This window comes from Actinomadura gamaensis, assembly GCF_042652125.1.
Classification (GTDB): Bacteria; Actinomycetota; Actinomycetes; order Streptosporangiales; family Streptosporangiaceae; genus Spirillospora; species Spirillospora gamaensis.
In genome coordinates, this window is record NZ_JBHSIT010000001.1 from 1,221,850 (window position 1) to 1,243,711 (window position 21,862).

Genomic DNA, 21,862 nt, shown 5'->3' on the forward strand with positions numbered 1-21,862 from the left:
GGTGCCACCTAGACGATATGGCCACCTAGTTAGGAACGCAACCTATGTAGCGAGACGGACGCCACGAACGGCGAAGCCCGCCGCCCCGGTGCGGGACGGCGGGCTCCAGCCGGCCGAACGGAAGAAGAAGAGGTCAGAGGCCGAGCTCGGCCTCGAAGTTGCCCTCCTCCAGGCGGTGCTTGACGGTGCCCAGGAAGCGGGCCGCGTCCGCGCCGTCGATGAGCCGGTGGTCGTAGGTCAGCGCCAGGTAGGCGATCGACCGGACGGCGATGACCTCGCCCAGCTCCGGGTCATCGATGACGGCCGGGCGCTTCACGACCGCGCCGGTGCCGAGCATGCCGACCTGCGGCTGGTTCAGGATCGGGGTGTCGAACAGCGCGCCCCGGCTGCCGGTGTTGGTCAGCGTGAACGTGCCGCCGGACAGCTCGTCCGGGCTGACCTTGTTGGTGCGGGTCCGCTCGGCGAGGTCGGCGATGCGCTGCGCGAGGCCGCCCAGGTTCAGCTGGCCGGCGTTGTGGATCACCGGCACCATCAGGCCGCGCTCGGGCACGTCCACGGCGAAGCCGAGGTTCTCCACGTCGTGGTAGGTGACCTCGTCGCCGTTGATGACCGCGTTCAGCTTCGGGTGCTGCTTGAGCGCCTCGACGGCGGCCAGCGCGAAGAACGGCATGAAGGTCAGCTTCACGCCCTCGCGGGACTCGAAGTCGGCCTTCGCGCGCTCGCGCAGCCGCGCGACCTTCGTGACGTCCACCTCGACGACGGTGGTGAGCTGCGCCGAGACCTGGAGCGACTCGACCATGCGGCGGGCGATGGTCTGCCGGATCCGGGACATCTTCTCGGTCTTGCCGCGCAGCGCGAGCTGCTCGGCGGGCGCGGCGAACGACACCGGGGCCGGGGCGGCCGGACGGGCCTGGCCGGACGGCGCGGCGGGGGCCGGCGCGGCGGGGGCGGCCGGGGCCGGGGCGGCGGCGGCGTCGAGGGCGGCGCGGGCCGCCTCCAGGTCGTCCTGCTTGCGGATCCGGCCGCCGACGCCGGTGCCCTTGACCGCGTTCAGGTCCACGCCGTGCTCGGCGGCGAGCTTGCGGACCAGCGGCGTGACGTACGGGCCCTCGCCGGAGCCCTGGCCGTCCTGCGAGGCGGCGGTCGGCGTGGACGACGCCTGCGTGACCGGGGCGGGCTCGGGCGCGGACGGCGCGGGAGCCGGGGCCGGGGGCTGGGCCGGCTGCGACGGCTGGGCGGGCTGCTGCTGCGGCGCGGGCGGCGGCCACGACGACGGCGGCGGGCCCTGCGGGGCCTGCGCCTGCGGCGCGGGCGCCGGGGCGGCGGGCTCCTCGGCCTCGGCCGGGGCCGCCTCCTCGGCCGGGGCCGCGGCGGGCTCGGCGGACGGAGCGGCGGCGGGGGCGTCGCCCTCGTCGCCGATGACCGCGAGCTCCGCGCCGACCTCGACGGTCTCGTCCTCGGCGACGGTGATGCTGGTCAGGATGCCGGACGCGGGAGAGGGGATCTCGGTGTCGACCTTGTCGGTCGAGACTTCGAGAAGCGGCTCGTCGGTCTCGACGCGCTCGCCCTCCTTCTTCAGCCAGCGGGTGACGGTGCCCTCGGTGACGCTCTCGCCGAGCTGGGGCATGGTGACGGAGACCGGCATGGCTCTCAGATACTCCTTCGAGATCTCATATTCCCGGCGCGGCCGTTCAGCCGTGCACGTGCAGTGGCTTGCCGGCGAGCATCAGGTGCGCCTCGCCGACCGCCTCGGACTGGGTCGGATGCGGATGGATGAGCTGGGCGACCTCGCTCGGCAGGGCCTCCCAGTTGTAGATCAGCTGACCCTCGGTGATCAGCTCGCCGACCCGCGCGCCGACCATGGACAGGCCGAGCACGCGGCCGCCGCGCTCGGCGATCACCCGCACCTCGCCCTGCGTCCCGAGGATCTTGCTCTTGGGGTTTCCGGCCAGGTCGTAGACCGCCGTGTCGATCTCGTACCCGCGTTCCGCGGCGACCTTCGAGGTGATGCCCACGGAGGCGACCTCGGGGTCGGAGTAGGTGATGCGGGGCACGCCCTCGTAGTCGATCGGGGCCGGGTCGAGCCCGCCCAGCCGCTCGGCGACGAGGATGCCCTCGGCGAAGCCGACGTGCGCGAGCTGCGGGGTGTCGATCAGGTCGCCGACGGCCGAGACGGTCGGCACCGAGGTGCGGCACAGCTCGTCCACCCGGACGAAGCCGCGCTCCACCGCGACGCCCGCCTCCTCGAACCCGAGCCCGGCCGAGACCGGCCCGCGCCCGACCGCGACGAGCAGCAGCTCCGCGTCGATCGCCGTGCCGTTCTCCAGCGTGACGGTGACGCCCGCGTCGGTGGTCTTGACGCCCTGGAACCGGACGCCCAGCTCGTACTTGATGCCGCGCTTGCGGAAGGCGCGCTCCAACCGCTTGGAGCTGCTCTCCTCCTCCAGCGGCAGCAGGTGGGGGAGAGCCTCGACGATCGTCACCTCGGCCCCGAACGAGCGCCACACGCTGGCGAACTCGACGCCGATGACTCCGCCGCCGAGGATCACCACCGACGACGGCACGCGGCCGAGCTCCAGGGCGTGGTCGCTGAAGATGACCTTCTCGCCGTCCACGTCCAGGCCGGGCAGGGTGCGGGGGGCGGAGCCGGTGGCCAGCACGATGTGCCGTCCCTCCAGCGTCCGGGTGGAGCCGTCGGCGGCGCGGACCTCGACGGACGTGGGCGACGCGAGCCGTCCCTCGCCCTCGACGACCTCGATGCCGCGCGACCTGATCAGCCCGGTCAGGCCCTTGACGGTGCCCGAGACGACCTTGTCCTTGTAGGCGTGGACGCCGTCGATGTCGATGCCGTCGAACGTCGCCAGGACGCCGAACGCCGCCGCCTCGCGGGTCTGGTCGGCGACCTCCGCCGCGTGCAGCAGCGCCTTGGTGGGGATGCAGCCGCGGTTCAGGCAGGTGCCGCCGAGCTTGTCGCGCTCGACCAGCGCCACGCGCATGCCGAGCTCGGACGCGCGCAGCGCGCACGCGTAGCCGCCGCTCCCGCCTCCCAGGACCACGATGTCGAAGGGGCCGCTGTCAGCCAATGTCGCTCCCTTTCCGCCCTACGCGCCTACGGCAGGTGTGTGCCTCGCGCCTCGCGTCTACGGCTGGTGTGCCTTCGCGGGTCACCCGGCGGCGGGGCGCGGTGACGCCCCGCCGTCAGGGAAAACCTATTCCCTTGTACGCCCGGCGGGCCCGGTCGGGGTCCGCCGGGCGGAAAAACCTCAGAGCTCGCCGGCGGCCAGGGCCTCGGCGACGGCGACCAGGGTGCGGACGGCCGAGCCGGTGCCCGCCTTCGGCGTGTAGCCGTACGGCTCGCCCTTGTTGTAGGACGGCCCGGCGATGTCGAGGTGCGCCCAGCGGACGCCGTCCGGCACGAACTCCCGGAGGAACACGCCCGCGACGAGCATGCCGCCCCAGCGCTCGCCGCTGATGTTGGCGATGTCGGCGACGGACGAGTCGAGGCCCTTGCGCAGCTCCTCCGGCAGCGGCATGCCCCAGGACGGCTCGCCCGCGGCGACGGCCGCCGCGACGACCTTCTCGCGGACGTCGTCGTCGTTGGCCATGACGCCGGTGGTCCGGGTGCCGAGCGCGACCAGCTGCGCGCCGGTCAGGGTGGCGACGTCGATCAGCAGGTCGGGCTCGTCCTCGCCGGACCGGACGATCGCGTCGGCCATCACCAGCCGGCCCTCGGCGTCGGTGTTCAGCACCTCGACGGTCTTGCCGCCGTAGACGCGCAGCACGTCCGACGGCCGCTGCGCGCTGCCGGACGGCATGTTCTCGGCGAGCGCGAGGTAGCCGACGACGTTCACGGCGGGCTTCAGCTCGGCGATCGCGGCGAGCGCGCCGAGCACCGCGCCCGCGCCGCCCATGTCGGACTTCATCCAGTCCATGCCCTCGGCGGGCTTCAGCGAGAGGCCGCCCGAGTCGAACGTGATGCCCTTGCCGACCAGCGCGAGCGTCTTGGCCGCCTCCGGGTGGGTGTAGGCGAGCCGGACCAGGCGCGGCGGGTTCGCCGACCCCTGCCCGACGCCGACGATGCCGCCGTAACCGCCGTCCACCAGGGCCTTCTCGTCCAGGACCTCGATCTCCAGGCCGCTCTCCGCGGCGACCTTGGTGGCCACCTCGGCGAAGTCCTCGGGGGACAGGTCGGACGGCGGCGTGTTCACCAGGTCGCGGACCAGCGTGACCGCGGACGCGAGCGTCTCGGCGCGGCGCACGGCGGCCTCGTCCTCGGCGCCGACGAGCACGATCTCCTCGACCGGGCCCGGACGCTCGGAGGTGCGGTAGGCGGCGAAGCCGTAGTTGCCGAGCAGCGCGCCGAGCGCGACGGCCTCCACCTCGGCGGCGGACGAGGCGGGCAGCGCCACCGCGACCCTCCGCTTCCCGGCGAGCGCGCGGAGCGCCGAGCCGGCGGCGCGGCGCAGGCCCTCGGCGTCGAGGTCGCCGGCCTCGCCGAGCCCGACCGCGACGATCAGGGCGGCGGGCAGGGCGCCGAGCGTCGGCAGCTTGACGACCTCACCGGGCTTGCCGGTGGCGCCGAGCGCCGTCAGGGAGTCGGCCAGCCGGCCGGAGAGGGCCGTGTCGAGGTCGTCGGCGCCGGCCGGACGGACGCCGTCCCCGGCCGGGTGGACGCCGACCACGATCGCGTCGGTGTCGAGAGCGGTCAGGACTGCGCTGTCAAGACTGATGGTCGTCACGTCCTCCGATGTTAGTCCTCCGGGTGACCGGTTTCGCCCTTTTGGATCAAGCATTGCCCTCATCGGACGGCCTGCGCGAGCAGGGCGGCCGCCGTCGCGACCTCCACGAGCGCGCCCAGCACGTCCCCGGTGACCCCGCCGAGCCGGCGGACCGCGTGCCGGAGCGTCGCGAGCGCCGCCGCCAGCGCCACCACGACCGCGGCGGCGGCCCGCAGGGCGCCGTACGGGCCGTCCGCCGCGAAACCGAGGCCGCCCGCCGCGACCAGCACCGCCGCGGTCACGGCCGCGACGCCTCCGGCCGGCACCGATCCGGCGACCAGCGAGCCGAGCCCGCCCGGCCGCGCGGACGGCACCCCGGCTCGGCACGCCCACGGCAGCGCGAGCCGTCCGGCGACCGCCGCGACCAGCGCGGCGGCCCAGGGCGCCGGCGCCGACGAGAGCGCGGCGACCTGGATCAGCAGCGCCAGCACCAGCGTCGCCACGCCGAACGGCCCGATGTCCGACTTCTTCATGATCTCCAGCGCGGCTTCGGCGGGCTTGCGGCTGCCGAGGCCGTCGGCGAGGTCCGCCAGGCCGTCCAGATGCAGGGCGCGGGTCAGCGCCGCGCCCACCGCGACCGCCAGCGCCGCGCCCAGCAGGCGGCCGTACCCGAGCCCGCCCGCCACCAGCAAGGTCACGGCCGCGCCCCCGCCGACGACGAGCCCGACCGCGGGCGCGAGCATCATCGCCCGCCGCGCCGCCTCCCGGTCGACCCGCTCCGCCCGCAGCGGCACGACGCTCAGCAACGTCACGCCGAGCCGCGCCCCGGCCCCCCAGTCCCGCGCGCTCACGGCAGATCCAGGACCCGACCGGCGACGACCAGGGCGACCTCTTCCGACTCGGCCGCGAGCCGCTGGTTGAGAGTGCCGAGCACGTCCCGGAACGCCCGTCCCACCGGCGTCGTCGGCACCAGCGACATCCCGACCTCGTCGCTCACCGCGACCACGTACGCGGCCGTGGAACGCCAGGCCTCGACCAGCTCGTCCAGCTTTCTCCGGACACGGGACGGGTCGTCCCAGGCGTCCGTCTCGTCCATGGCCGCCGCGACCCACGACCCGATGCCGTCCACGAGCACCGCCCCGTCCGCGGAGGCCAGCGCCCGGGCGAGATCGGTCGTCTCCACCGTCCGCCACCAGGACGGACGCCGCTCCCGATGCGCCTCGATCCGGGCCGTCCACTCCGCATCGGCCGGATCGCCGACACCCGTCGCCACATACGTCACGTCCGGCCGGGCGAGCAGCCGCAACTCCGCCTCGGCCGACTTCCCCGACCGGGACCCGCCGAGCACCAGAGCCCGGTGCGTTCCCTCGACCGGACGCGTCCAGAACCCCATCCGCCGCTCGAACTCGGCCGGAGAGGCGACCCGATGATCCACGTACACGGCCCGGACGTCCGTCGCCTCCGAGACCGCCCCCGCGCGCCGCAACCACCCGAGATGCTCGGGACTCCCGACCAGATCCAGCAGCGCGGCGTCGTAGACCACACCCGCCGCCGGCTCGGGCCGCTGCCCCACCCCGCCCGCCACCAGCACCCGATGGCCGGACGGCACCCGCACGTCCCAGCCACCGGCGACGTCCAGGCGAGGGCATTCCGCCAGGGCCACCCCGTCGATCATCACGCGCGTCGGCTCCCACCGGACCCCGGCCGCCCGCGCCCGTCCGCACGACGCGCACCGGCACCCGTCCGCGGGCCAGCCCTCCGGCCCCGCGCGCCCCACCACTTCGATCTTCATCCCATCCCCGACCCTATTGCCCGCCCACTCCCGGCCGCGCGGGGTGGCCGACGGGTTACGCTCACCGCTACCGGGCAGGTCGAAGCGGCGGAAGGGCAGTGGCGATGACGTGGAGATGGCGACTGGAGAAGGCCGACGGGACCCGAGCGTCCGGCGAGGCCGAAGAGGAGACCTTCGGCACGCAGGCCGCCGCCGAGACCTGGCTCGGCGAGCACTGGCGCGAACTGCGCGAGGACGGCGTCGACACGGTCGTCCTCCTGGACGGCGAGGAGACCGTCTACAAAATGAGCCTTCACGAGTAATTGTGGGGGGCGACCCCTAATTGTGGGGGGACGACCCCCCACACCCCCCGGGGCCCTTCGGGCCGCCCTCCTCGCTTCGCTGCGGGCCCGGCCCTGCGGGGTGTTCTCCGCGCCGCCTCCGCTAGCGCTCCGGCGGCGCGGAGAACACGCAGTGTTACTCGGGCCCTACGGGTGGGTTATTGGACCGGTGCCCTTGCCTTAGGCCGGGTCGATCTACCGGTGCTCCGATCCTCTGGGGGCGATGGGCCGTGTTCCGGTCCTACGGGCGTCGATGGACGGGTGGCTGGCCCTACGGGGGCAAGGGGCCGGTGCTTCCAGCCCTACGGGCGCTTTGCGGGGCTGACGGTGCGGGCCGGGTCGCGTTCCACTACCGGGTCGAGGATGGTGTCGATGCGGCGGAGGACCTCGGGGTCGAGCTTGACGCCGGCCGCCTTCACGTTGTCGCGGACCTGCTCGGGGCGGGACGCGCCGACGATGGCCGCCGAGACGTTGGGGTTCTGCAGCGTCCAGGCGATGGCGAGCTGCGCCATGGTCAGGCCCAGATCGTCCGCGATGGGGCGCAGCTCCTGGACGCGGCGGAGCACGTCGTCGTCCAGGTAGCGGGCGATCATGTCCGCGCCGCCCTTCCCGTCGGTGGCGCGCGAGCCCGCCGGGGCGGCCTGGCCGGGCAGGTACTTGCCGGACAGCGCCCCCTGCGCGATCGGGGACCAGACGATCTGGCCGACGCCCTCGCGCTCGCACAGCGGGACGATCTCGGGCTCGATCACCCGCCACAGCATGTTGTACTGCGGCTGGTTCGACACGATCCGGTCGAAGCCCATCTCGTCCGCGATCTTCAGGGCGCGCTCGATCTCCTCCGCGCGCCACTCCGACACGCCGACGTACAGGACCTTGCCTTGCCGGACGAGGTCGTCGAACGCCCGCAGCGTCTCCTCCAGCGGCGTCTCGTAGTCGAAGCGGTGCGCCTGGTAGAGGTCCACGTAGTCGGTCTGGAGCCGCTTCAGCGAGCCGTGGATCGACTCGAAGATGTGCTTGCGCGACAGGCCCCGGTCGTTCTGCCCGGGGCCGGTCGGCCAGTAGACCTTCGTGAAGATCTCCAGGCCCTCGCGCCGCTGCCCCTTCAGAGCGCGGCCGAGCACCTCCTCCGCCCGCGTCCCCGCGTAGACGTCGGCCGTGTCGAACGTCGTGACGCCCTCGTCGAGCGCCGCCGCCACGCACGCCCGCGCGGCGTCCTCCTCGACCTGGGAACCATGCGTCAGCCAGTTCCCGTAAGCGATCTCACTGACCTTCAGTCCACTACGCCCAAGCCGTCGAAATTCCATGGTCGAAAGCTTAGGGGGATCACGGGTGAAGATCCCAGGAGGCGTTCAGGCCTCCCGGGAGGTCACTCCTTCTTCCAGCTCGTGTCGCCGATGCGGACCTGGGGGGCCGGGACGCGGAGGCGGCGGATCTGCATGGCGCGCATGGCGGCGTAGAGGCCGAGGCCCTTGCGGTCCTCGTCGGGGTACGACTCGGCGGCGAGCTTGGTGACGCCGCGGGCGAGCAGGAGGCCTTCGAGGAAGACGACGAGCAGCAGGACCGGCGGCGCGAACAGCATCGCGAGGCGGACGGCCGGGATCGGCAGGAAGTTCAGCACGACCAGCGCGAGCAGCAGGTACATGAGGTACGAGCCGACGGTGCGGCGCGAGTCGACGTAGTTGCGGGCCATCCGGCGGACGGGGCCCTTGTCGCGCTTGAGGAGGTACCGCTCGTCGCCTTTGGCCATGCCCTCGCGGGCCCTGGCGCGGTCGGTCGCCTGCTTCTCGCGCAGCCGCTTGTACGCCTCCTTGCGGTTCTGCGGCGCGGTGATGGGCTGGCGCCGCCGCTTCTCGGCGTCCCGGCGCTTGGGCGTAGGACGGCCCTTGCCCCCCGGCTTGACCACTACTTCGGGAGGAGCCTCGGGGGCTTCTTGAGTACGACGTCGGAACACGGAGTTCAGCCTACCGGCTGCGAACATCGTGACTGCCTCGCGCGTTAACGCGTAGGGTGATAAGAACCCCAGCAGTGGTCATTGGGCCCGGCGTTGTCCGGGCCAGCCAGCACGAAGGGACCGGCGCCGCGCGATGAGCGTGATGAAGCGAATGTCGATGATCTTCAAGTCCAAGGCGAACAAAGCCCTGGACAGGATGGAAGATCCTCGGGAGACCCTGGACTACTCCTACCAGCGTCAGCTGGAGATGCTGCAGAAGGTCCGGCGGGGCGTGGCGGACGTCGCGACCTCGCGCAAGCGCCTGGAGCTCCAGATCAACCAGCTGGAGCAGCAGCAGAGCAAGCTGACCGACCAGGGGCGCAAGGCCCTGCAGGTCGGGCGGGAGGACCTCGCCCGCGAGGCGCTGACCCGGCGCGCCGGACTGGACTCCCAGCTCGGCGACCTGCGGGCGCAGTACCAGCAGCTCCAGGGCGAGGAGGAGAAGCTCACCCTCGCCTCGCAGCGGCTGCAGGCGAAGGTCGACTCCTTCCGCACCCGCAAGGAGACGATCAAGGCCACCTACACGGCGGCCGAGGCGCAGACGAAGATCAACGAGGCGTTCTCCGGCATCTCCGAGGAGATGGGCGACGTCGGCCTCGCGATCCAGCGCGCCGAGGAGAAGACCGAGAACATGAAGGCCCGCGCCGGGGCGATCGACGAGCTGCTGGCGTCCGGCGCCCTGGAGGACTTCTCCGGTCCGCGCGACGACATCCAGGCCGAGCTCGACCGGATGGGCTCCGGCCCCGGTGTCGACGCCGAGCTGGAGGCGCTGAAGGCCGAGCTCGGCCAGGGCAGCGCGCCCAAGGAGCTGAACCCCGGCCAGGCCGCGCCCGCGCAGCACCAGCAGCCCGCGCCGCAGCACCAGCAGCAGCCCGCGCCGCAGAACCCGCAGGGCGGGTTCCCGCAGCAGCCGGGAGGCCACCAGTGATCGTCCGCATCATGGGCGAGGGCCAGCTCGACGTCGCCGACGCCGACCTGGCCGTGCTGAACACCCTCGACGACGCCCTGGAGGCGGCGATCGAGGCGGGCGGCGAGGACGAGTTCCGCAAGGCGCTGCACAGCCTGCTGGAGAGCGTCCGCAAGGTCGGCAAGGCGCTGCCCCCCGACAGCCTGGAGCCGTCGGAGCTCATCCTGCCTCCGGCCGACGCGCACATCGACGAGGTGCGGGCGATGCTCGGGGACGAGGGACTCATCCCCGACTAGGGCGACGTCCCGGTCCCGGCACGAATGTCGGGGCCGAGGCGTTGTACCGGTGAGTACCACTGGGGACGGGAGAAGAAGAGAGATGGCCCGCACGCGTTACGCCTCCGACCGGGGGTTGACGTCGCGCATGCTCGTGACGATGTTCCTGCTGGGGCTGGTCTACGTCGCGTTCGTGACGGCGTTCTTCGTGATTTCCCCGAAGCTCGGCGTGATCGGCCTCGCCGCCGCGCTGGTCTTCCTGTTCGTGCAGTACTTCTTCTCCGACAAGATCACCACGTTCGCGATGCACGCCCGCGAGGTGTCCCCGACGGAGGCGCCCGAGCTGCACGGCGTGATCGACCGCATCTGCGCGATGTCGGACGCGCCCAAGCCGCGGGTCGCGATCGCCGACACCGACGTGCCCAACGCGTTCGCCACCGGACGCAACCAGAAGAACGCGGTCGTCTGCGTCACCACCGGGCTGCTGCGCCGGCTCGACCCGGTGGAGCTGGAGGGCGTCCTCGCGCACGAGATGGCGCACGTCGCGCACCGTGACGTGGCGGTCATGACGATCGCCTCGTTCCTCGGCATCTGCGCCGGGCTGCTCACCCGGATCGGGCTGGAGTTCGGGCTGTGGGGCGGCTTCAACAACCGGCGCGACAGCGACAACAACATGGCCGTGATGGTCATGGCCGTGGTCGCGGTCAGCGCCGTCGCGTACGCGATCAGCTTCCTGCTGACGCGCGCGCTGTCGCGGTACCGCGAGCTGTCGGCCGACCGCGCCGCCGCGCTGCTGACCGGGCGCCCGTCCGCGCTGGCGAGCGCGCTGACGAAGGTCACCGGCGAGATCGCCCGGATCCCGACCAACGACCTGCGCGCCGCGCAGCCGTTCAACGCCTTCTTCTTCACCCCGGCGTTCGGCAAGGGCTTCAGCGTCTCGCAGCTGTTCTCGACGCACCCGACGCTGGAGAAGCGGCTGGAGCAGCTCAACAAGATCTCCGGCGAGCTCAGCAGGGGAGTGTGATGGGTTTCCTGGACGCCCTGCTCGGCCGGTCCAAGCCGGTCAAGCCCGACCTCGACGCGCTGTTCGGGCTCACCACCGCGGCCGTCACGCTGGAGGCCGCCGCCGGGTTCACCCCGACCGGCCTCGGCTCGGTCTGCTTCCGGGCCGCCGAGGGCGGCGCGTTCGCCCAGCTCCAGAAGGACGCCGTCGAGCTGCTGAACTCGGGCGACACCCCGAAGGTCGAGGTCAGCCAGGACTCCTACGGCTACACCTGGCTGCTGTCCCGGCACGACCCGCAGGACGTCGCCGGCCTCGTCACCGACCTGCACGCGGTGAACGCGACGCTGGAGGCGGGCGGTTTCGGCCCGCACCTGCTGTGCTCCCTCGTCGGCTTCAAGGGGCCGGAGGGGCAGCGCCTGGCACTGGTCTACCTGTACAAGCGCGGCACGTTCTACCCGTTCGCGCCGCTCCCCGGCGACCGCCGCGACAACGCCCTGGAGATCCAGGCGCGCGGCGCGGTGGGCGCCGACCTGAAGTTCGAGGACGACCTCGGCCGCTGGTTCCCGGTCTGGGGGGCGCCCGGCCTCTGAGCCGCCCCCGGCCGCGACCCGCCGCCGCCCGACCCGATCCGTCCACCCCCCGGAGGACGCCTCATGTGGACGCACGAGCGGTACTGCGACGAGACGGAGCGGCAGATCGCCGCGTTCACGGCGGCGCTCGCGGGCGCCGACCTCGACGCGCCGGTCCCGACCTGCCCGGGCTGGTCGGTCCGCGACCTGCTGCGGCATCTCGGCACCACGCATCGCTGGGCGGAGGGGCTGGTCCGCACCGTCGCGGAGCGGCCGCGCAGCCCCCGGCACTACGCGGGCGAGCCGCCGCAGGCCGACGGCGAGCAGGTCCCGTGGTTCGCCGAGGGCGGCGGGGCGCTGGTCCGGACGCTGCGCGCCGCCGACCCGGACGCGGAGATGTGGTCCTGGGGCGACGACCAGCACGCCCGGTTCTGGTCGCGGCGGATGGTCTACGAGACCGCCGTCCACCGCGCCGACCTGTGCTTCACGCTCGGCCTCGGCTACGAGCTGGACGCCGGCGCCGCCGTCGACGGCATGGACGAGATGCTCGTCAACCTGCCGTACGCCGCGCCGTTCGCGCCGAACGTGGAGAACCTGCGCGGCGACGGCGAGACGCTCGCGTTCACCGCCGACGACACCGGCGACCGCTGGACGGTCGAGCTCGACAAGGACCGCTTCGGCTGGCGCCGCTCCACGGCGTCCGACGACGTCCACGCCGACGCGGCCGTCCGGGCGCGCGCGTGCGACCTGTACCTGTTCCTGTGGGGCCGCCGCAGGATCGACGACCCTGGCGTCGCGACCGCGGGCGATCACGACCTGCTCGTCCGGTGGGTCGAGAACTCCGCTCTGTGACCCCTCCGCCCGAACCGGGGTGACCGCCCGCCTCGCGGGCCCGCTTCGCCGGTGCTCCGGCGCTAGGGGAGGGCCAGCATCTGGTCGAGGGCGACGCGGGCGTAGTGCGCGGTGTCGGCGTCCACCTCGATCCGGTTGACGACCTCGCCGCGCGCCAGCGCCTCCAGCGACCACACCAGGTGCGGCAGGTCGATGCGGTTCATGGTCGAGCAGAAGCAGACCGTCTTGTCGAGGAACATGACGTTCTTGTCCGGGTGCGCGTTCGCCAGCCGCCGCACGAGGTTCAGCTCGGTGCCGACCGCCCAGGACGACCCGGCCGGGGCGTTCTCGATCGTCTTGATGATGTACTCGGTCGAGCCGATCTGGTCGGCGTTGGTGACGACCTCGTGCTTGCACTCCGGGTGGACGAGCACGTTGACGCCGGGCACGCGCCGCCGGACGTCCTCCACGGAGTCCAGGCTGAACCGGCCGTGCACCGAGCAGTGCCCGCGCCACAGGATCATCCGCGCGTCGCGGAGCTGCTGCCCGCTCAGCCCGCCCTCGGGCCGGTGCGGGCTGTACACGACGCAGTCGTCCAGCGAGAAGCCCATCTCCAGGACGGCCGTGTTGCGCCCGAGGTGCTGGTCCGGGAGGAACAGCACCTTCGAGCCCTTGGCGTAGGCCCAGTCCAGCGCGCGCTTGGCGTTGGACGAGGTGCAGACGACGCCGCCGTGCCGTCCGACGAACGCCTTGATGTCGGCGGAGGAGTTCATGTAGGTCACCGGGACGACGTCGTCGGCGATGCCGGCGTCCTCCAGGACCTCCCAGCACTCCTCCACCTGGTCGAACGTCGCCATGTCGGCCATGGAGCAGCCCGCGGCGAGGTCCGGCAGGATCACCTGCTGGTGGCCCGCGGTGAGGATGTCGGCGGACTCGGCCATGAAGTGGACGCCGCAGAACACGATGTAGGGCGCCTCGGGGCGGGCCGCGGCCTGCTGGGCGAGCTTGAACGAGTCGCCGGTCACGTCCGCGAACCGGATCACCTCGTCCCGCTGGTAGTGGTGGCCGAGGACGAAGACGCTGTCGCCGAGCGCGGCCTTGGCGGCGCGGGCGCGCTCCACGAGCTCCGGGTCGGACGCGGGCGGCAGCTCGCCGGGACAGTCCACGCCGCGCTCGCTGGCGGGGTCGGAACCGGTCCCGAGCAGCAGCAACGGCAGATCGCGTACGGGGGTGGTCACGGGATGCTCCCTCCTGCGACGGAGCTTATCGTCGCTTTGACGATACATAATCGCACATCTGACGAGAAGTGCACCCCCGTGTGACCGAGGTCTCCCCGGGAATGACCGCCGGGAGGTGGAATGGCCAGGAGCCGAGGTACGTTGTTCTTCGAACAGGAGACTGCGGAAGCGCCCCGAGCGGTTCCGCCGGCCGTCCTCACGAACAGGTGAAGAACGTCGCCACGGCGGCGCAGTGAGACCCGGGAGCTGAACACATGACGGTTTCAGGCGAGACCACGCAGGAGACCACGCAGCAGGGCGTCATCCTGACCGACGCCGCCGCAGAGAAGGCGAAGGGCCTGCTGGAGCAGGAGGGCCGCGACGACCTCGCCCTGCGTGTCGCCGTGCAGCCGGGCGGCTGCTCGGGCCTGATCTACCAGCTGTTCTTCGACGAGCGCGAGATGGACGGCGACCAGGTGCAGGACTTCGACGGCCTCTCGGTCCGCGTGGACCGGATGAGCGCCCCCTACCTCGGCGGCGCCACGATCGACTTCGTCGACACCATCGAGAAGCAGGGCTTCACGATCGACAACCCCAACGCCTCAGGCTCCTGCGCCTGCGGCGACTCGTTCAACTAGGACGGGCCGGAAGGGCCGGTGCGGGCGACACCCCGCACCGGCCCTTCCGCATGTCCGCCTGAAGGCGTCCTGAAGTCCGGGCGGGTGACCCGACCCGGACGTGGCGCTTCGGTTGCGCGCGCGGCCGTCTCGGGAAGTAGCCTCTTGGGGTTGTCCAACAGCCGGTGACAAGCCGGACGCCACACCACGAGGAGAGCGACGCCGTGCGCATCGCCGTAACTGGCTCCATCGCGACCGACCATCTGATGACCTTCCCGGGTCGATTCACCGACCAGCTGATGCCCGACCAGCTCGACCGGGTGTCGCTCTCGTTCCTGGTGGACGAGCTGGAGATCCGGCGCGGCGGCGTCGCGGCCAACATCTGCTTCGGCATCGGCAGCCTCGGCCTGACGTCCTACCTGGTCGGCTCGGTGGGCGACGACTTCGCCGACTACCGGTCGTGGCTGGAGCGGCACGGCGTCGACTGCGAGTCGGTGCACGTCTCCGAGCTGCACCACACCGCGCGCTTCCTGTGCACCACCGACGAGGACCAGAACCAGATCGCCAGCTTCTACACCGGCGCGATGAGCGAGGCCCGCGAGATCGAGCTGCAGCCGGTCGCGGACCGCGTCGGCGGGCTCGACCTCGTGCTGGTCAGCCCGAACGACCCGGAGGCCATGCTCCGGCACAGCGACGAGTGCCGCAGCCGCGGGATCCCGTTCGCCGCCGACCCGTCCCAGCAGCTCGCCCGCATGGACGGCTCGGACGTCCGCCGCCTCCTCGACGGCGCCGCGTACCTGTTCACCAACGAGTACGAGAAGGCCCTCTGCGAGGAGAAGACCGGCTGGTCCGACGCGGAGATCCTGGCCCGCGTCGGCGTCCGGATCACCACCCTCGGCGCCAAGGGCACGGTCATCGACCGCGCGGGCGAGGAGGGCCTCCACGTCCCCGGCGTCGTCGTCGAGAAGGTCGTCGACCCGACCGGCGGCGGCGACGCGTTCCGCGCCGGCTTCCTGACCGCGACCGCCTGGGGGCTCCCGCTGGAGCGCGCCGCCCAGGTCGGCAACCTCGTGGCCGCGCACGCCCTGGAGGTTCCGGGCGGGCAGGAGTACACCATCGTCAAGGACCGCTTCCTGGCCCGCTTCACCGCCGCCTACGGCGACGAGGCCGCCGCCGACGTGGCTCCCCACCTGGCCTGAGCCGGGGATCCGCACCGCGCCTGAGGCGTGGTGGCTCCGCACCTGGCCTGAGCCGGGGCGTCGAGCGAAGGGCCGGGCGAGTCCCGGCCCTTCGCCGTCAGTAGGACCGGCGGATGTGGAAGCCCCAGCCGCCGTGTGGGAGGGTCTCCTCCCACACGAACTCCTGGGACTTCATGCGGCACCAGGCGGGGACGTCGGTGTGCGCGGCGGGGTCGTCGGCGAGCACGGCGACGATCTGGCCGACCGGGATCTCGCGGATGCGCTCGGCCAGCATGATGATCGGGATGGGGCACTTGCGGCCCAGCGCGTCGATGACCAGGACGGGCGGGGCGGCTCCGGGCGGCGCGGCCGGGGGCGGCGGCGCGGCCTGCGGGGGCGCGTCGTCCTTGCGCGAACGACCTCGGAACCTCATGGGAGCGGCCGCCTTCCCGTCCTCGCGGTGTACGTCGGTGTCATGCGCCGGTCACCCCGGCGGCGGCGCGCAGGCGCGCCACGGCGTCCGGCAGCACGGCGAGGAACCGCGCCACGGCGGACGGGTCCGCCCCCCGCGGCAGCGATACCCGCACGTTCCCGTGCGTAATCACGCCCATCGCCTCCAGAACATGGCTCGGACGCAGCGTATCGGCCGTGCAGGAGCTGCCGGACGAGACCGCGAAACCCAGCCTGTCCAGTTCGGTCAGCAGCGCCTCGCCCTCCACGTAGAGGCACGAGAAGGTGACCAGGTGCGGCAGCCGCCGCACCGGGTCGCCGACGACCTGGACGTCGGGCACCGTGGCCGGCACCCGCTCCCTGATCATGTCCACGAGGTCCGACAGCCGGGGCGCCTCGGCGGCCATGTCGGCGGCGAACGCCTCCAGCGCGGCGGCGGACGCGACGATCGCCGGGACGTTCTCGAAGCCGGGGACGCGCCGTCCCTCGCGCTCGTCCTCCGGCAGCGGCGAGCGCCAGCGCGTGCCCTTCCGGACGACCAGGACGCCCACCCCCGGCGGCCCGCCCCACTTGTGCGCGGACGCGGTCAGCAGCGACCAGCCGTCCGGCACGGGCAGGCGGCCGGCCGACTGGGCCGCGTCGACGAGCAGCGGCACCCGCGCGGCGCGGCACGCCTCGGCCGCCTCCGCGACCGGCTGGACCGTTCCCACCTCGTGGTTGGCCGACTGGAGGCAGGCGAGCGCGGTGTCGGGGCGCAGCGCCGCCGCGAACTCGGCCGGATCGACGCGTCCGGTCTCGTCCACGCCGACGACGGTGACCTCGCCGCCGTCCCGCTCGTGGGCCTCGGCGGCGTGCAGGACGCTGGAGTGCTCGACGGCGCTCACCACGAGATGCCGCCCGACACGCCGACGGGAGCGGAGCGCGCCGAGGATCCCGAGCTGCACCGCCTGCGTCCCGGACGTGGTGAACGCGATCTCGTCGGCCCGCACGCCCAGCACGTCCGCCACCCGGGCGCGGGCGCGGTCGAGCTCCAGCCGGGCCGAGCGCGCCGCGCCGTAGAGCCGCGCCGGATCGGCCCAGGCCGAGTCCAGCGCGCTGACCAGGGCCGTCCTCGCCGCCGGGTGCAGCGGCTCGGTGGACGCCGCGTCGAAGTAGCCGTTCACCGCGCCTCATTCCCGCTCGAACCGGGTTCGGGACACGCCGTGCGCGCGGGGCGCCGCCGGGCGCCACGGCCGGGCGGGACGGCGGGACGGAGTGCGCGAACCGGAGCCACGCCAGAACCCTAACCGGGCACCCCGGCGGGGGAGTCGCGGACCCTCGCGCTAATGTGTCCCCCAAACGTGTAACAACTGATCTCACCGCCCGGGAGTTCCCTGGGCTCTCATCCGTGGGGAAGGCATTCCGTGAGTCCGACCCGCTCTGGGGAGCGGCGTACGCCTGTGCGCAGTCGCCGCGCAATCAAAAGCGCCGGCGCGCTAGGTCTGCTGGCGCTGTCCGCAACCGCGTGCAGCGGTCAGGCGTCCCGCCTGGGCATGCCCGAGCCGATCAGCGACCAGGCCGAGCGCATGCTGAAGCTCTGGCAGGGCTCCTGGATCGCTGCGTTCTCGGTGGGCGCCGTCGTCTGGGGCCTGATCATCTGGGCGGTGCTGTTCCACCGCAAGCGCTCCGACGATCTGCCGCCGCAGGTCCGCTACAACATGCCGATCGAGATCCTGTACACGGCGGTGCCGTTCGTGATCATCGGTGTGCTGTTCTACTTCACCGCGCGCGACGAGTCGTACGTCGAGAAGACCACCAAGAACCCGGCGGTCACGGTCGACGTCACGGGCTTCCAGTGGAGCTGGCAGTTCGACTACAAGGAGAAGCAGGGCGGTCAGGAGCAGACCGTCGCGTCCGTGGTCGGCACGCCGGTCGCGCCGAACGCCCCGGCGGGCGCCAAGCCCGTCATGGTCGTCCCCTCGGACCGGACGATCCGCGTGCGGCTGCACGCCAACGACGTCATCCACTCGTTCTGGGTGCCGGCGCTCCTCTACAAGAAGGACGTCATGCCGGGATACACCAACGAGTTCGAGTTCACCGCGCGCAAGCAGGGCACCTACGAGGGCCGCTGCGCCGAGCTCTGCGGTGTGGACCACAGCCGGATGCTGTTCCAGCTCCAGGTGGTCTCGCCCGACCAGTACAACACGTGGCTGGCCAACCAGAAGGCCAAGGCGGCGGGGGGTGTCAAGTGACCGCGATCAGCCACGCGCCGACCGCGACGGTCGTCGCGGGGAGGACACGCAAGGGCCGGATCATCGCCGACTGGATGTCGACGACCGACCACAAGAAGATCGGGTACCTGTACCTGATCACGTCCTTCATCATGTTCCTGATCGGTGGCGTGCTCGCCCTGGTCATGCGCGCCGAGCTGTTCAAGCCGGGGCTCCAGATCACCAGCAACGAGCAGTTCAACCAGCTGTTCACCATGCACGGCACGATCATGCTGCTGATGTTCGCGACCCCGCTGTTCGCGGGCTTCGCGAACGTGATCATGCCGCTCCAGATCGGCGCGCCGGACGTGGCGTTCCCGCGCATGAACATGCTGGCCTACTGGCTGTTCCTGTTCGGCTCGATCATCGTCATCGCGGGCTTCCTGACGCCGGGCGGCGCGGCCAGCTTCGGCTGGTTCGCCTACTCCCCGCTGTCGGACGCGGTCCGCTCGCCGGGCGTCGGCGGTGACATGTGGGTGATGGGCCTGGCCATGTCGGGCTTCGGCACGATCATGGGCGCGGTCAACTTCATCACCACGATCCTGTGCATGCGCGCGCCGGGCATGACCATGTTCCGGATGCCGATCTTCACCTGGAACATCCTGCTGACCTCGATCCTGGTCCTGCTGGCGTTCCCGGTCCTCGCCGCCGCGCTGCTGGCGCTGGAGGCCGACCGCAAGTTCGGCGCGCACGTCTTCGACGCCTCGCACGGAGGCGCGCTGCTCTGGCAGCACCTGTTCTGGTTCTTCGGGCACCCAGAGGTGTACATCATCGCGCTGCCGTTCTTCGGCATCGTGACCGAGATCCTGCCGGTGTTCAGCCGCAAGCCGGTGTTCGGTTACATCGGCCTGGTCTTCGCCACCATCTCCATCGCCGGCCTGTCGGTGACGGTCTGGGCGCACCACATGTTCGTCACCGGCCAGGTGCTGCTGCCGTTCTTCTCGTTCATGACGTTCCTCATCGCCGTCCCGACGGGTGTGAAGTTCTTCAACTGGGTCGGCACGATCTGGCGGGGGCAGCTCACGTTCGAGACGCCGATGCTGTGGTCGCTGGGCTTCCTGGTCACCTTCCTGTTCGGCGGCCTGACCGGCGTCATCCTCGCGTCCCCGCCGATGGACTTCCAGCTCTCGGACTCCTACTTCGTGGTGGCGCACTTCCACTACGTCGTGTTCGGCACCGTGGTGTTCGCGATGTTCGCGGGCTTCTACTTCTGGTGGCCGAAGTTCACCGGCAAGATGCTGAACGAGACGCTCGGCAAGATCCACTTCTGGCTGCTGTTCATCGGCTTCCACGGCACCTTCCTGGTCCAGCACTGGCTGGGCGCCGAGGGCATGCCGCGCCGGTACGCCGACTACGCCGACCAGTTCACCGGCCTCAACCAGGTGTCGTCGATCTTCTCGTTCATCCTGGGCGCCTCGATGCTGCCGTTCTTCTACAACGTGTACATCACGTGGAAGAAGGGCAAGCGCGTCGAGGTGGACGACCCGTGGGGCTACGGCTCGTCCCTGGAGTGGGCGACCTCGTGCCCGCCGCCGCGGCACAACTTCAACTCGATCCCCAAGATCCGTTCCGAGCGTCCGGCCTTCGACCTGCACCACCCGCACGTCGGGGCCAAGGGCGAGCCGATCGAGATGTCCAACCGGCGGGTCCAGCTCGCCTCGGACACCACGTCCGCGCAGCCCGCGACGGAAACGGAGGAGTAGCCGATGCGCGTTCAGGCGTTCATGTTCTACGGGTGTGCGGTCTTCTTCCTCGCCACCGACGTCGTCTACTGGCTCTGGTCCAAGGACTGGACCGGCACCACGGCGCTGGCCCTGGCCATCGGCCTGGCGGGCCTGATCGGCTTCTACATCCACTTCACCATCCGCCGCCTCGAGGGCGCCAACGGCGGCCCGCTGTACGAGGACGACCCGGAGGGCGAGATCGGCGACGCCGCGGGCGAGCTGGGCTTCTTCAGCCCGCACTCGTGGTGGCCGCTGTACATCGGCGGGTCGGCGGCGTTCGTGTCGCTCGGCATGGTGTTCGGCTGGTGGATGGTGCTGCTCGGCGGCGCCGGGCTGCTGCTCTCCACGATCGGCCTGGTCTTCGAGTATTACCGGGGCCACTTCGCGCACTGAGCCGTCCGTCCCGCAGGCGTCCGTCTCGCGCTGAGCCGTCCGTCCCGCACTGATCCGGCGGTGGTCGCGCCGTCCGGGGTACCGCTCCGGTAAAGCGATCTTCAAAGGGGCCTGTGTCCGCGTCTCGCGGGCACAGGCCCTTACATAATGGGCGCCCGTCCGGGGTACGACACCCTCCGAGCAAGATCACATACGGAGAGTGACGACTAGCGGGGGTTCAGACGGTGCGGGTCGGCATGGCTGAGGGAACGGGCCGGCGCCGCCGGGCCACACTGAAGCTCGCCCGGGGGACGGCGGCGTGTGTCACGCTGGCCGCCGGCCTGGCGGGCTGCGCGGACGGCGGGGCGGGACGGGGCGACGGCGGGGTGGGACTGAGCGTCTCGCCCGGCGACGGCGGGGACCGGCTGCGGCCGGACTCGGTGATCCAGGTCGCGGCACAGCGCGGGACGGTCGAGAACGTGACCGTGGCGCACAAGGGGAATCCGGTCGAGGGCGTGCTGAGCGCCGACCGGACCCACTGGAGGTCCCGGTGGACGCTCGATCCGGGCACCGACTACACGGTGACCGCGACGGCGCTGGGACGCGACGGCAGGACGCGGACGGTCAGCAGCGAGTTCAGCACGTCCAGGGTGAAGCGGACGATCGACGCGTCCCTGGAGGGGCCGGACGACAAGGAGACGGTCGGCGTGGGGATGCCGATCGTCCTGCGGTTCGAGCAGGCGGTGGGCGACCGCGCCGCGGTCGAGCGGTCGCTGGACGTCCGGTCGGACAAGCCGGTCGCGGGGGCGTGGCACTGGTTCGACGACCAGACGGCGGTGTTCCGGACGGAGAAGTTCTGGCCCGCCCACACGAACGTGTCGTTCCGCGCGCACCTGAGCGGCGTCCGGGCCGGGAAGGGGCTGTGGGGCGCCAAGGACGTCGCGGCCGGCTTCCGCGTCGGCGACTCGCACATCACCAAGGCGTCCGCGGTGACGCACATGATGTACGTGCGGCGCAACGGCAGGCTCGTCCGGACGATCCCGGTCAGCATGGGACGCGGCGGGGAGCGCAAGTACACCACGACCAACGGCCAGCACCTCACCATGGAGAAGGACGACCCGGTCATCATGGACTCGTCCACGACCGGGTGCGGGCCGGGCTGCGCGGACTACTACCGCGAGACGGTCTACGCGGCCGTCCGGATCTCCAACAGCGGCGAGTACGTGCACAGCGCGCCGTGGTCGGTCGGCGACCAGGGCAACTCGAACGTGAGCCACGGCTGCGTGAACGCCAGCCCGGAGAACGCGCGCTGGTTCTACAACTTCTCCTACCGGGGCGACCCGGTGCGGATCACCGGCACCGACCGGGAGCTGGAGCCGGACAACGGCTGGGGCTTCTGGCAGATGCAGTGGAAGCAGTGGGTCGCGGGCAGCGCGCTCAAGCAGGCGCTGAACGTCGGTCCGCAGGGCAGCGCTCCCGCCCCGGCGGGCGGCTCCCAGACGGACGCGGCGGCCTCGCCGAGCGCGACGCCTCCGGCGCCCGGTTCCCCGCCGAGTAGCGGGCCGAGCGGCGCGCCGACCGCGCAGGGAGCGGCCGGCCCGAACCAATGACCGGCGGCCTGTCCGAGTCGATGATCGGCGGCCGGTGCGA

General features: G+C 71.9%; 22 protein-coding genes. 12 read left to right on the plus strand and 10 right to left on the minus strand.

Annotation, left to right across the window (positions count from 1 at the left end):
- Nucleotides 1-133 precede the first annotated feature (133 nt).
- The 5 genes from sucB to ACFPCY_RS05730 form a co-directional block, all read right to left on the minus strand.
- Nucleotides 134-1,645, minus strand: coding sequence for a 2-oxoglutarate dehydrogenase, E2 component, dihydrolipoamide succinyltransferase (gene sucB, locus ACFPCY_RS05710; protein WP_378252488.1), 1,512 nt, complete (start codon nucleotides 1,643-1,645; stop codon nucleotides 134-136).
- Nucleotides 1,646-1,691: 46 nt separating this feature from the next.
- Nucleotides 1,692-3,083, minus strand: a complete 1,392-nt coding sequence (gene lpdA / locus ACFPCY_RS05715; RefSeq protein WP_378252489.1) for a dihydrolipoyl dehydrogenase — start codon at nucleotides 3,081-3,083, stop codon at nucleotides 1,692-1,694.
- Nucleotides 3,084-3,263: 180 nt separating this feature from the next.
- Entirely contained in the window at nucleotides 3,264-4,739 is a 1,476-nt protein-coding gene (locus ACFPCY_RS05720) for a leucyl aminopeptidase (protein WP_378252490.1), read from the minus strand.
- Between the two features lie 59 nt (nucleotides 4,740-4,798).
- Nucleotides 4,799-5,569, minus strand: a complete 771-nt coding sequence (locus tag ACFPCY_RS05725) for an adenosylcobinamide-GDP ribazoletransferase (RefSeq protein WP_378252491.1) — start codon at nucleotides 5,567-5,569, stop codon at nucleotides 4,799-4,801.
- The gene (locus ACFPCY_RS05730) at nucleotides 5,566-6,510 is read right to left on the minus strand and encodes a bifunctional adenosylcobinamide kinase/adenosylcobinamide-phosphate guanylyltransferase (RefSeq protein WP_378252492.1); all 945 of its coding nucleotides are present in this window, start codon (nucleotides 6,508-6,510) and stop codon (nucleotides 5,566-5,568) included. The genes ACFPCY_RS05725 and ACFPCY_RS05730 overlap by 4 nt, the downstream gene beginning before the upstream one ends.
- A gap of 104 nt (nucleotides 6,511-6,614) precedes the next feature.
- Between ACFPCY_RS05730 and ACFPCY_RS05735 the strand changes: the two genes are divergently transcribed.
- Nucleotides 6,615-6,812 (plus strand): hypothetical protein, encoded by a 198-nt coding sequence (locus tag ACFPCY_RS05735; RefSeq protein ID WP_378252493.1) that lies wholly within the window; start codon nucleotides 6,615-6,617, stop codon nucleotides 6,810-6,812.
- Between the two features lie 320 nt (nucleotides 6,813-7,132).
- Here the strand turns inward: ACFPCY_RS05735 and ACFPCY_RS05740 are convergent, their stop codons facing one another.
- A complete protein-coding gene (locus ACFPCY_RS05740; protein ID WP_378252494.1) occupies nucleotides 7,133-8,134 on the minus strand; it encodes an aldo/keto reductase family protein in 1,002 nt (333 codons plus the stop codon).
- A 62-nt stretch (nucleotides 8,135-8,196) separates the two neighbouring features.
- Nucleotides 8,197-8,781, minus strand: a complete 585-nt coding sequence (locus ACFPCY_RS05745) for a DUF3043 domain-containing protein (RefSeq protein WP_378252495.1) — start codon at nucleotides 8,779-8,781, stop codon at nucleotides 8,197-8,199.
- 133 nt (nucleotides 8,782-8,914) lie between these two features.
- Between ACFPCY_RS05745 and ACFPCY_RS05750 the strand changes: the two genes are divergently transcribed.
- From ACFPCY_RS05750 to ACFPCY_RS05770, 5 genes are all read left to right on the plus strand, one after another.
- Nucleotides 8,915-9,748: a PspA/IM30 family protein gene (locus tag ACFPCY_RS05750; protein WP_378252496.1), complete on the plus strand. Its 834-nt coding sequence runs from the start codon at nucleotides 8,915-8,917 to the stop codon at nucleotides 9,746-9,748.
- Complete coding sequence (gene pspAA / locus ACFPCY_RS05755; RefSeq protein ID WP_378252497.1) at nucleotides 9,745-10,023, plus strand: PspA-associated protein PspAA; 279 nt, start codon at nucleotides 9,745-9,747, stop codon at nucleotides 10,021-10,023. The genes ACFPCY_RS05750 and pspAA overlap by 4 nt, the downstream gene beginning before the upstream one ends.
- Nucleotides 10,024-10,105: 82 nt before the next feature.
- Nucleotides 10,106-11,026 (plus strand): zinc metalloprotease HtpX, encoded by a 921-nt coding sequence (gene htpX, locus ACFPCY_RS05760; RefSeq protein WP_378252498.1) that lies wholly within the window; start codon nucleotides 10,106-10,108, stop codon nucleotides 11,024-11,026.
- Nucleotides 11,026-11,595 carry a PspA-associated protein PspAB gene (pspAB, locus tag ACFPCY_RS05765; protein ID WP_378252499.1) on the plus strand — a complete coding sequence of 190 codons (570 nt, stop codon included), beginning with the start codon at nucleotides 11,026-11,028 and terminating at the stop codon, nucleotides 11,593-11,595. The genes htpX and pspAB overlap by 1 nt, the downstream gene beginning before the upstream one ends.
- Nucleotides 11,596-11,658: 63 nt before the next feature.
- Nucleotides 11,659-12,426, plus strand: a complete 768-nt coding sequence (locus ACFPCY_RS05770; protein WP_378252500.1) for a maleylpyruvate isomerase family mycothiol-dependent enzyme — start codon at nucleotides 11,659-11,661, stop codon at nucleotides 12,424-12,426.
- A 62-nt stretch (nucleotides 12,427-12,488) separates the two neighbouring features.
- Here the strand turns inward: ACFPCY_RS05770 and nadA are convergent, their stop codons facing one another.
- Nucleotides 12,489-13,643 carry a quinolinate synthase NadA gene (gene nadA, locus ACFPCY_RS05775; RefSeq protein WP_378252501.1) on the minus strand — a complete coding sequence of 385 codons (1,155 nt, stop codon included), beginning with the start codon at nucleotides 13,641-13,643 and terminating at the stop codon, nucleotides 12,489-12,491.
- A gap of 254 nt (nucleotides 13,644-13,897) precedes the next feature.
- Here nadA and ACFPCY_RS05780 point away from each other — a divergent pair, with 254 nt between their 5' ends.
- On the plus strand, nucleotides 13,898-14,260 hold the full coding sequence (locus ACFPCY_RS05780) for a HesB/IscA family protein (RefSeq protein WP_378252502.1): 363 nt from the start codon (nucleotides 13,898-13,900) through the stop codon (nucleotides 14,258-14,260).
- A 203-nt stretch (nucleotides 14,261-14,463) separates the two neighbouring features.
- Nucleotides 14,464-15,438, plus strand: coding sequence for a carbohydrate kinase family protein (locus ACFPCY_RS05785; protein WP_378252503.1), 975 nt, complete (start codon nucleotides 14,464-14,466; stop codon nucleotides 15,436-15,438).
- Nucleotides 15,439-15,535: 97 nt separating this feature from the next.
- On the opposite strand, the gene ACFPCY_RS05790 is transcribed toward ACFPCY_RS05785, so the two are convergent.
- Nucleotides 15,536-15,850: a sulfurtransferase TusA family protein gene (locus ACFPCY_RS05790; RefSeq protein WP_378252504.1), complete on the minus strand. Its 315-nt coding sequence runs from the start codon at nucleotides 15,848-15,850 to the stop codon at nucleotides 15,536-15,538.
- A gap of 40 nt (nucleotides 15,851-15,890) precedes the next feature.
- The gene (locus ACFPCY_RS05795) at nucleotides 15,891-17,030 is read right to left on the minus strand and encodes a cysteine desulfurase family protein (protein ID WP_378252505.1); all 1,140 of its coding nucleotides are present in this window, start codon (nucleotides 17,028-17,030) and stop codon (nucleotides 15,891-15,893) included.
- Between the two features lie 276 nt (nucleotides 17,031-17,306).
- Here ACFPCY_RS05795 and ctaC point away from each other — a divergent pair, with 276 nt between their 5' ends.
- The 4 genes from ctaC to ACFPCY_RS05815 all read left to right on the plus strand — a co-directional run bounded on the left by ctaC (nucleotide 17,307) and on the right by ACFPCY_RS05815 (nucleotide 21,822).
- On the plus strand, nucleotides 17,307-18,098 hold the full coding sequence (gene ctaC, locus ACFPCY_RS05800) for an aa3-type cytochrome oxidase subunit II (RefSeq protein ID WP_465251209.1): 792 nt from the start codon (nucleotides 17,307-17,309) through the stop codon (nucleotides 18,096-18,098).
- Nucleotides 18,099-18,172: 74 nt separating this feature from the next.
- Nucleotides 18,173-19,819: an aa3-type cytochrome oxidase subunit I gene (gene ctaD / locus ACFPCY_RS05805; RefSeq protein ID WP_378252593.1), complete on the plus strand. Its 1,647-nt coding sequence runs from the start codon at nucleotides 18,173-18,175 to the stop codon at nucleotides 19,817-19,819.
- 3 nt (nucleotides 19,820-19,822) lie between these two features.
- Nucleotides 19,823-20,233 carry a cytochrome c oxidase subunit 4 gene (locus ACFPCY_RS05810; RefSeq protein WP_378252507.1) on the plus strand — a complete coding sequence of 137 codons (411 nt, stop codon included), beginning with the start codon at nucleotides 19,823-19,825 and terminating at the stop codon, nucleotides 20,231-20,233.
- Between the two features lie 236 nt (nucleotides 20,234-20,469).
- On the plus strand, nucleotides 20,470-21,822 hold the full coding sequence (locus ACFPCY_RS05815; protein WP_378252508.1) for a L,D-transpeptidase: 1,353 nt from the start codon (nucleotides 20,470-20,472) through the stop codon (nucleotides 21,820-21,822).
- Nucleotides 21,823-21,862: the final 40 nt, after the last annotated feature.

What these genes read in the sequence shown, in the direction of transcription:
- sucB (WP_378252488.1), bottom strand. Translation starts at nt 1,645, where the DNA reads ATGCCGGTCTCCGTCACCATGCCCCAGCTCGGCGAGAGCGTCACCGAG.
- pspAB (WP_378252499.1), top strand. Translation starts at nt 11,026, where the DNA reads ATGGGTTTCCTGGACGCCCTGCTCGGCCGGTCCAAGCCGGTCAAGCCC.
- ACFPCY_RS05790 (WP_378252504.1), bottom strand. Translation starts at nt 15,850, where the DNA reads ATGAGGTTCCGAGGTCGTTCGCGCAAGGACGACGCGCCCCCGCAGGCC.
- ACFPCY_RS05780 (WP_378252502.1), top strand. Translation starts at nt 13,898, where the DNA reads ATGACGGTTTCAGGCGAGACCACGCAGGAGACCACGCAGCAGGGCGTC.
- ACFPCY_RS05770 (WP_378252500.1), top strand. Translation starts at nt 11,659, where the DNA reads ATGTGGACGCACGAGCGGTACTGCGACGAGACGGAGCGGCAGATCGCC.
- ACFPCY_RS05810 (WP_378252507.1), top strand. Translation starts at nt 19,823, where the DNA reads ATGCGCGTTCAGGCGTTCATGTTCTACGGGTGTGCGGTCTTCTTCCTC.
- ACFPCY_RS05750 (WP_378252496.1), top strand. Translation starts at nt 8,915, where the DNA reads ATGAGCGTGATGAAGCGAATGTCGATGATCTTCAAGTCCAAGGCGAAC.
- ACFPCY_RS05730 (WP_378252492.1), bottom strand. Translation starts at nt 6,510, where the DNA reads ATGAAGATCGAAGTGGTGGGGCGCGCGGGGCCGGAGGGCTGGCCCGCG.
- ctaD (WP_378252593.1), top strand. Translation starts at nt 18,173, where the DNA reads ATGTCGACGACCGACCACAAGAAGATCGGGTACCTGTACCTGATCACG.
- ACFPCY_RS05735 (WP_378252493.1), top strand. Translation starts at nt 6,615, where the DNA reads ATGACGTGGAGATGGCGACTGGAGAAGGCCGACGGGACCCGAGCGTCC.
- ACFPCY_RS05740 (WP_378252494.1), bottom strand. Translation starts at nt 8,134, where the DNA reads ATGGAATTTCGACGGCTTGGGCGTAGTGGACTGAAGGTCAGTGAGATC.
- htpX (WP_378252498.1), top strand. Translation starts at nt 10,106, where the DNA reads ATGGCCCGCACGCGTTACGCCTCCGACCGGGGGTTGACGTCGCGCATG.
- ACFPCY_RS05815 (WP_378252508.1), top strand. Translation starts at nt 20,470, where the DNA reads ATGGCTGAGGGAACGGGCCGGCGCCGCCGGGCCACACTGAAGCTCGCC.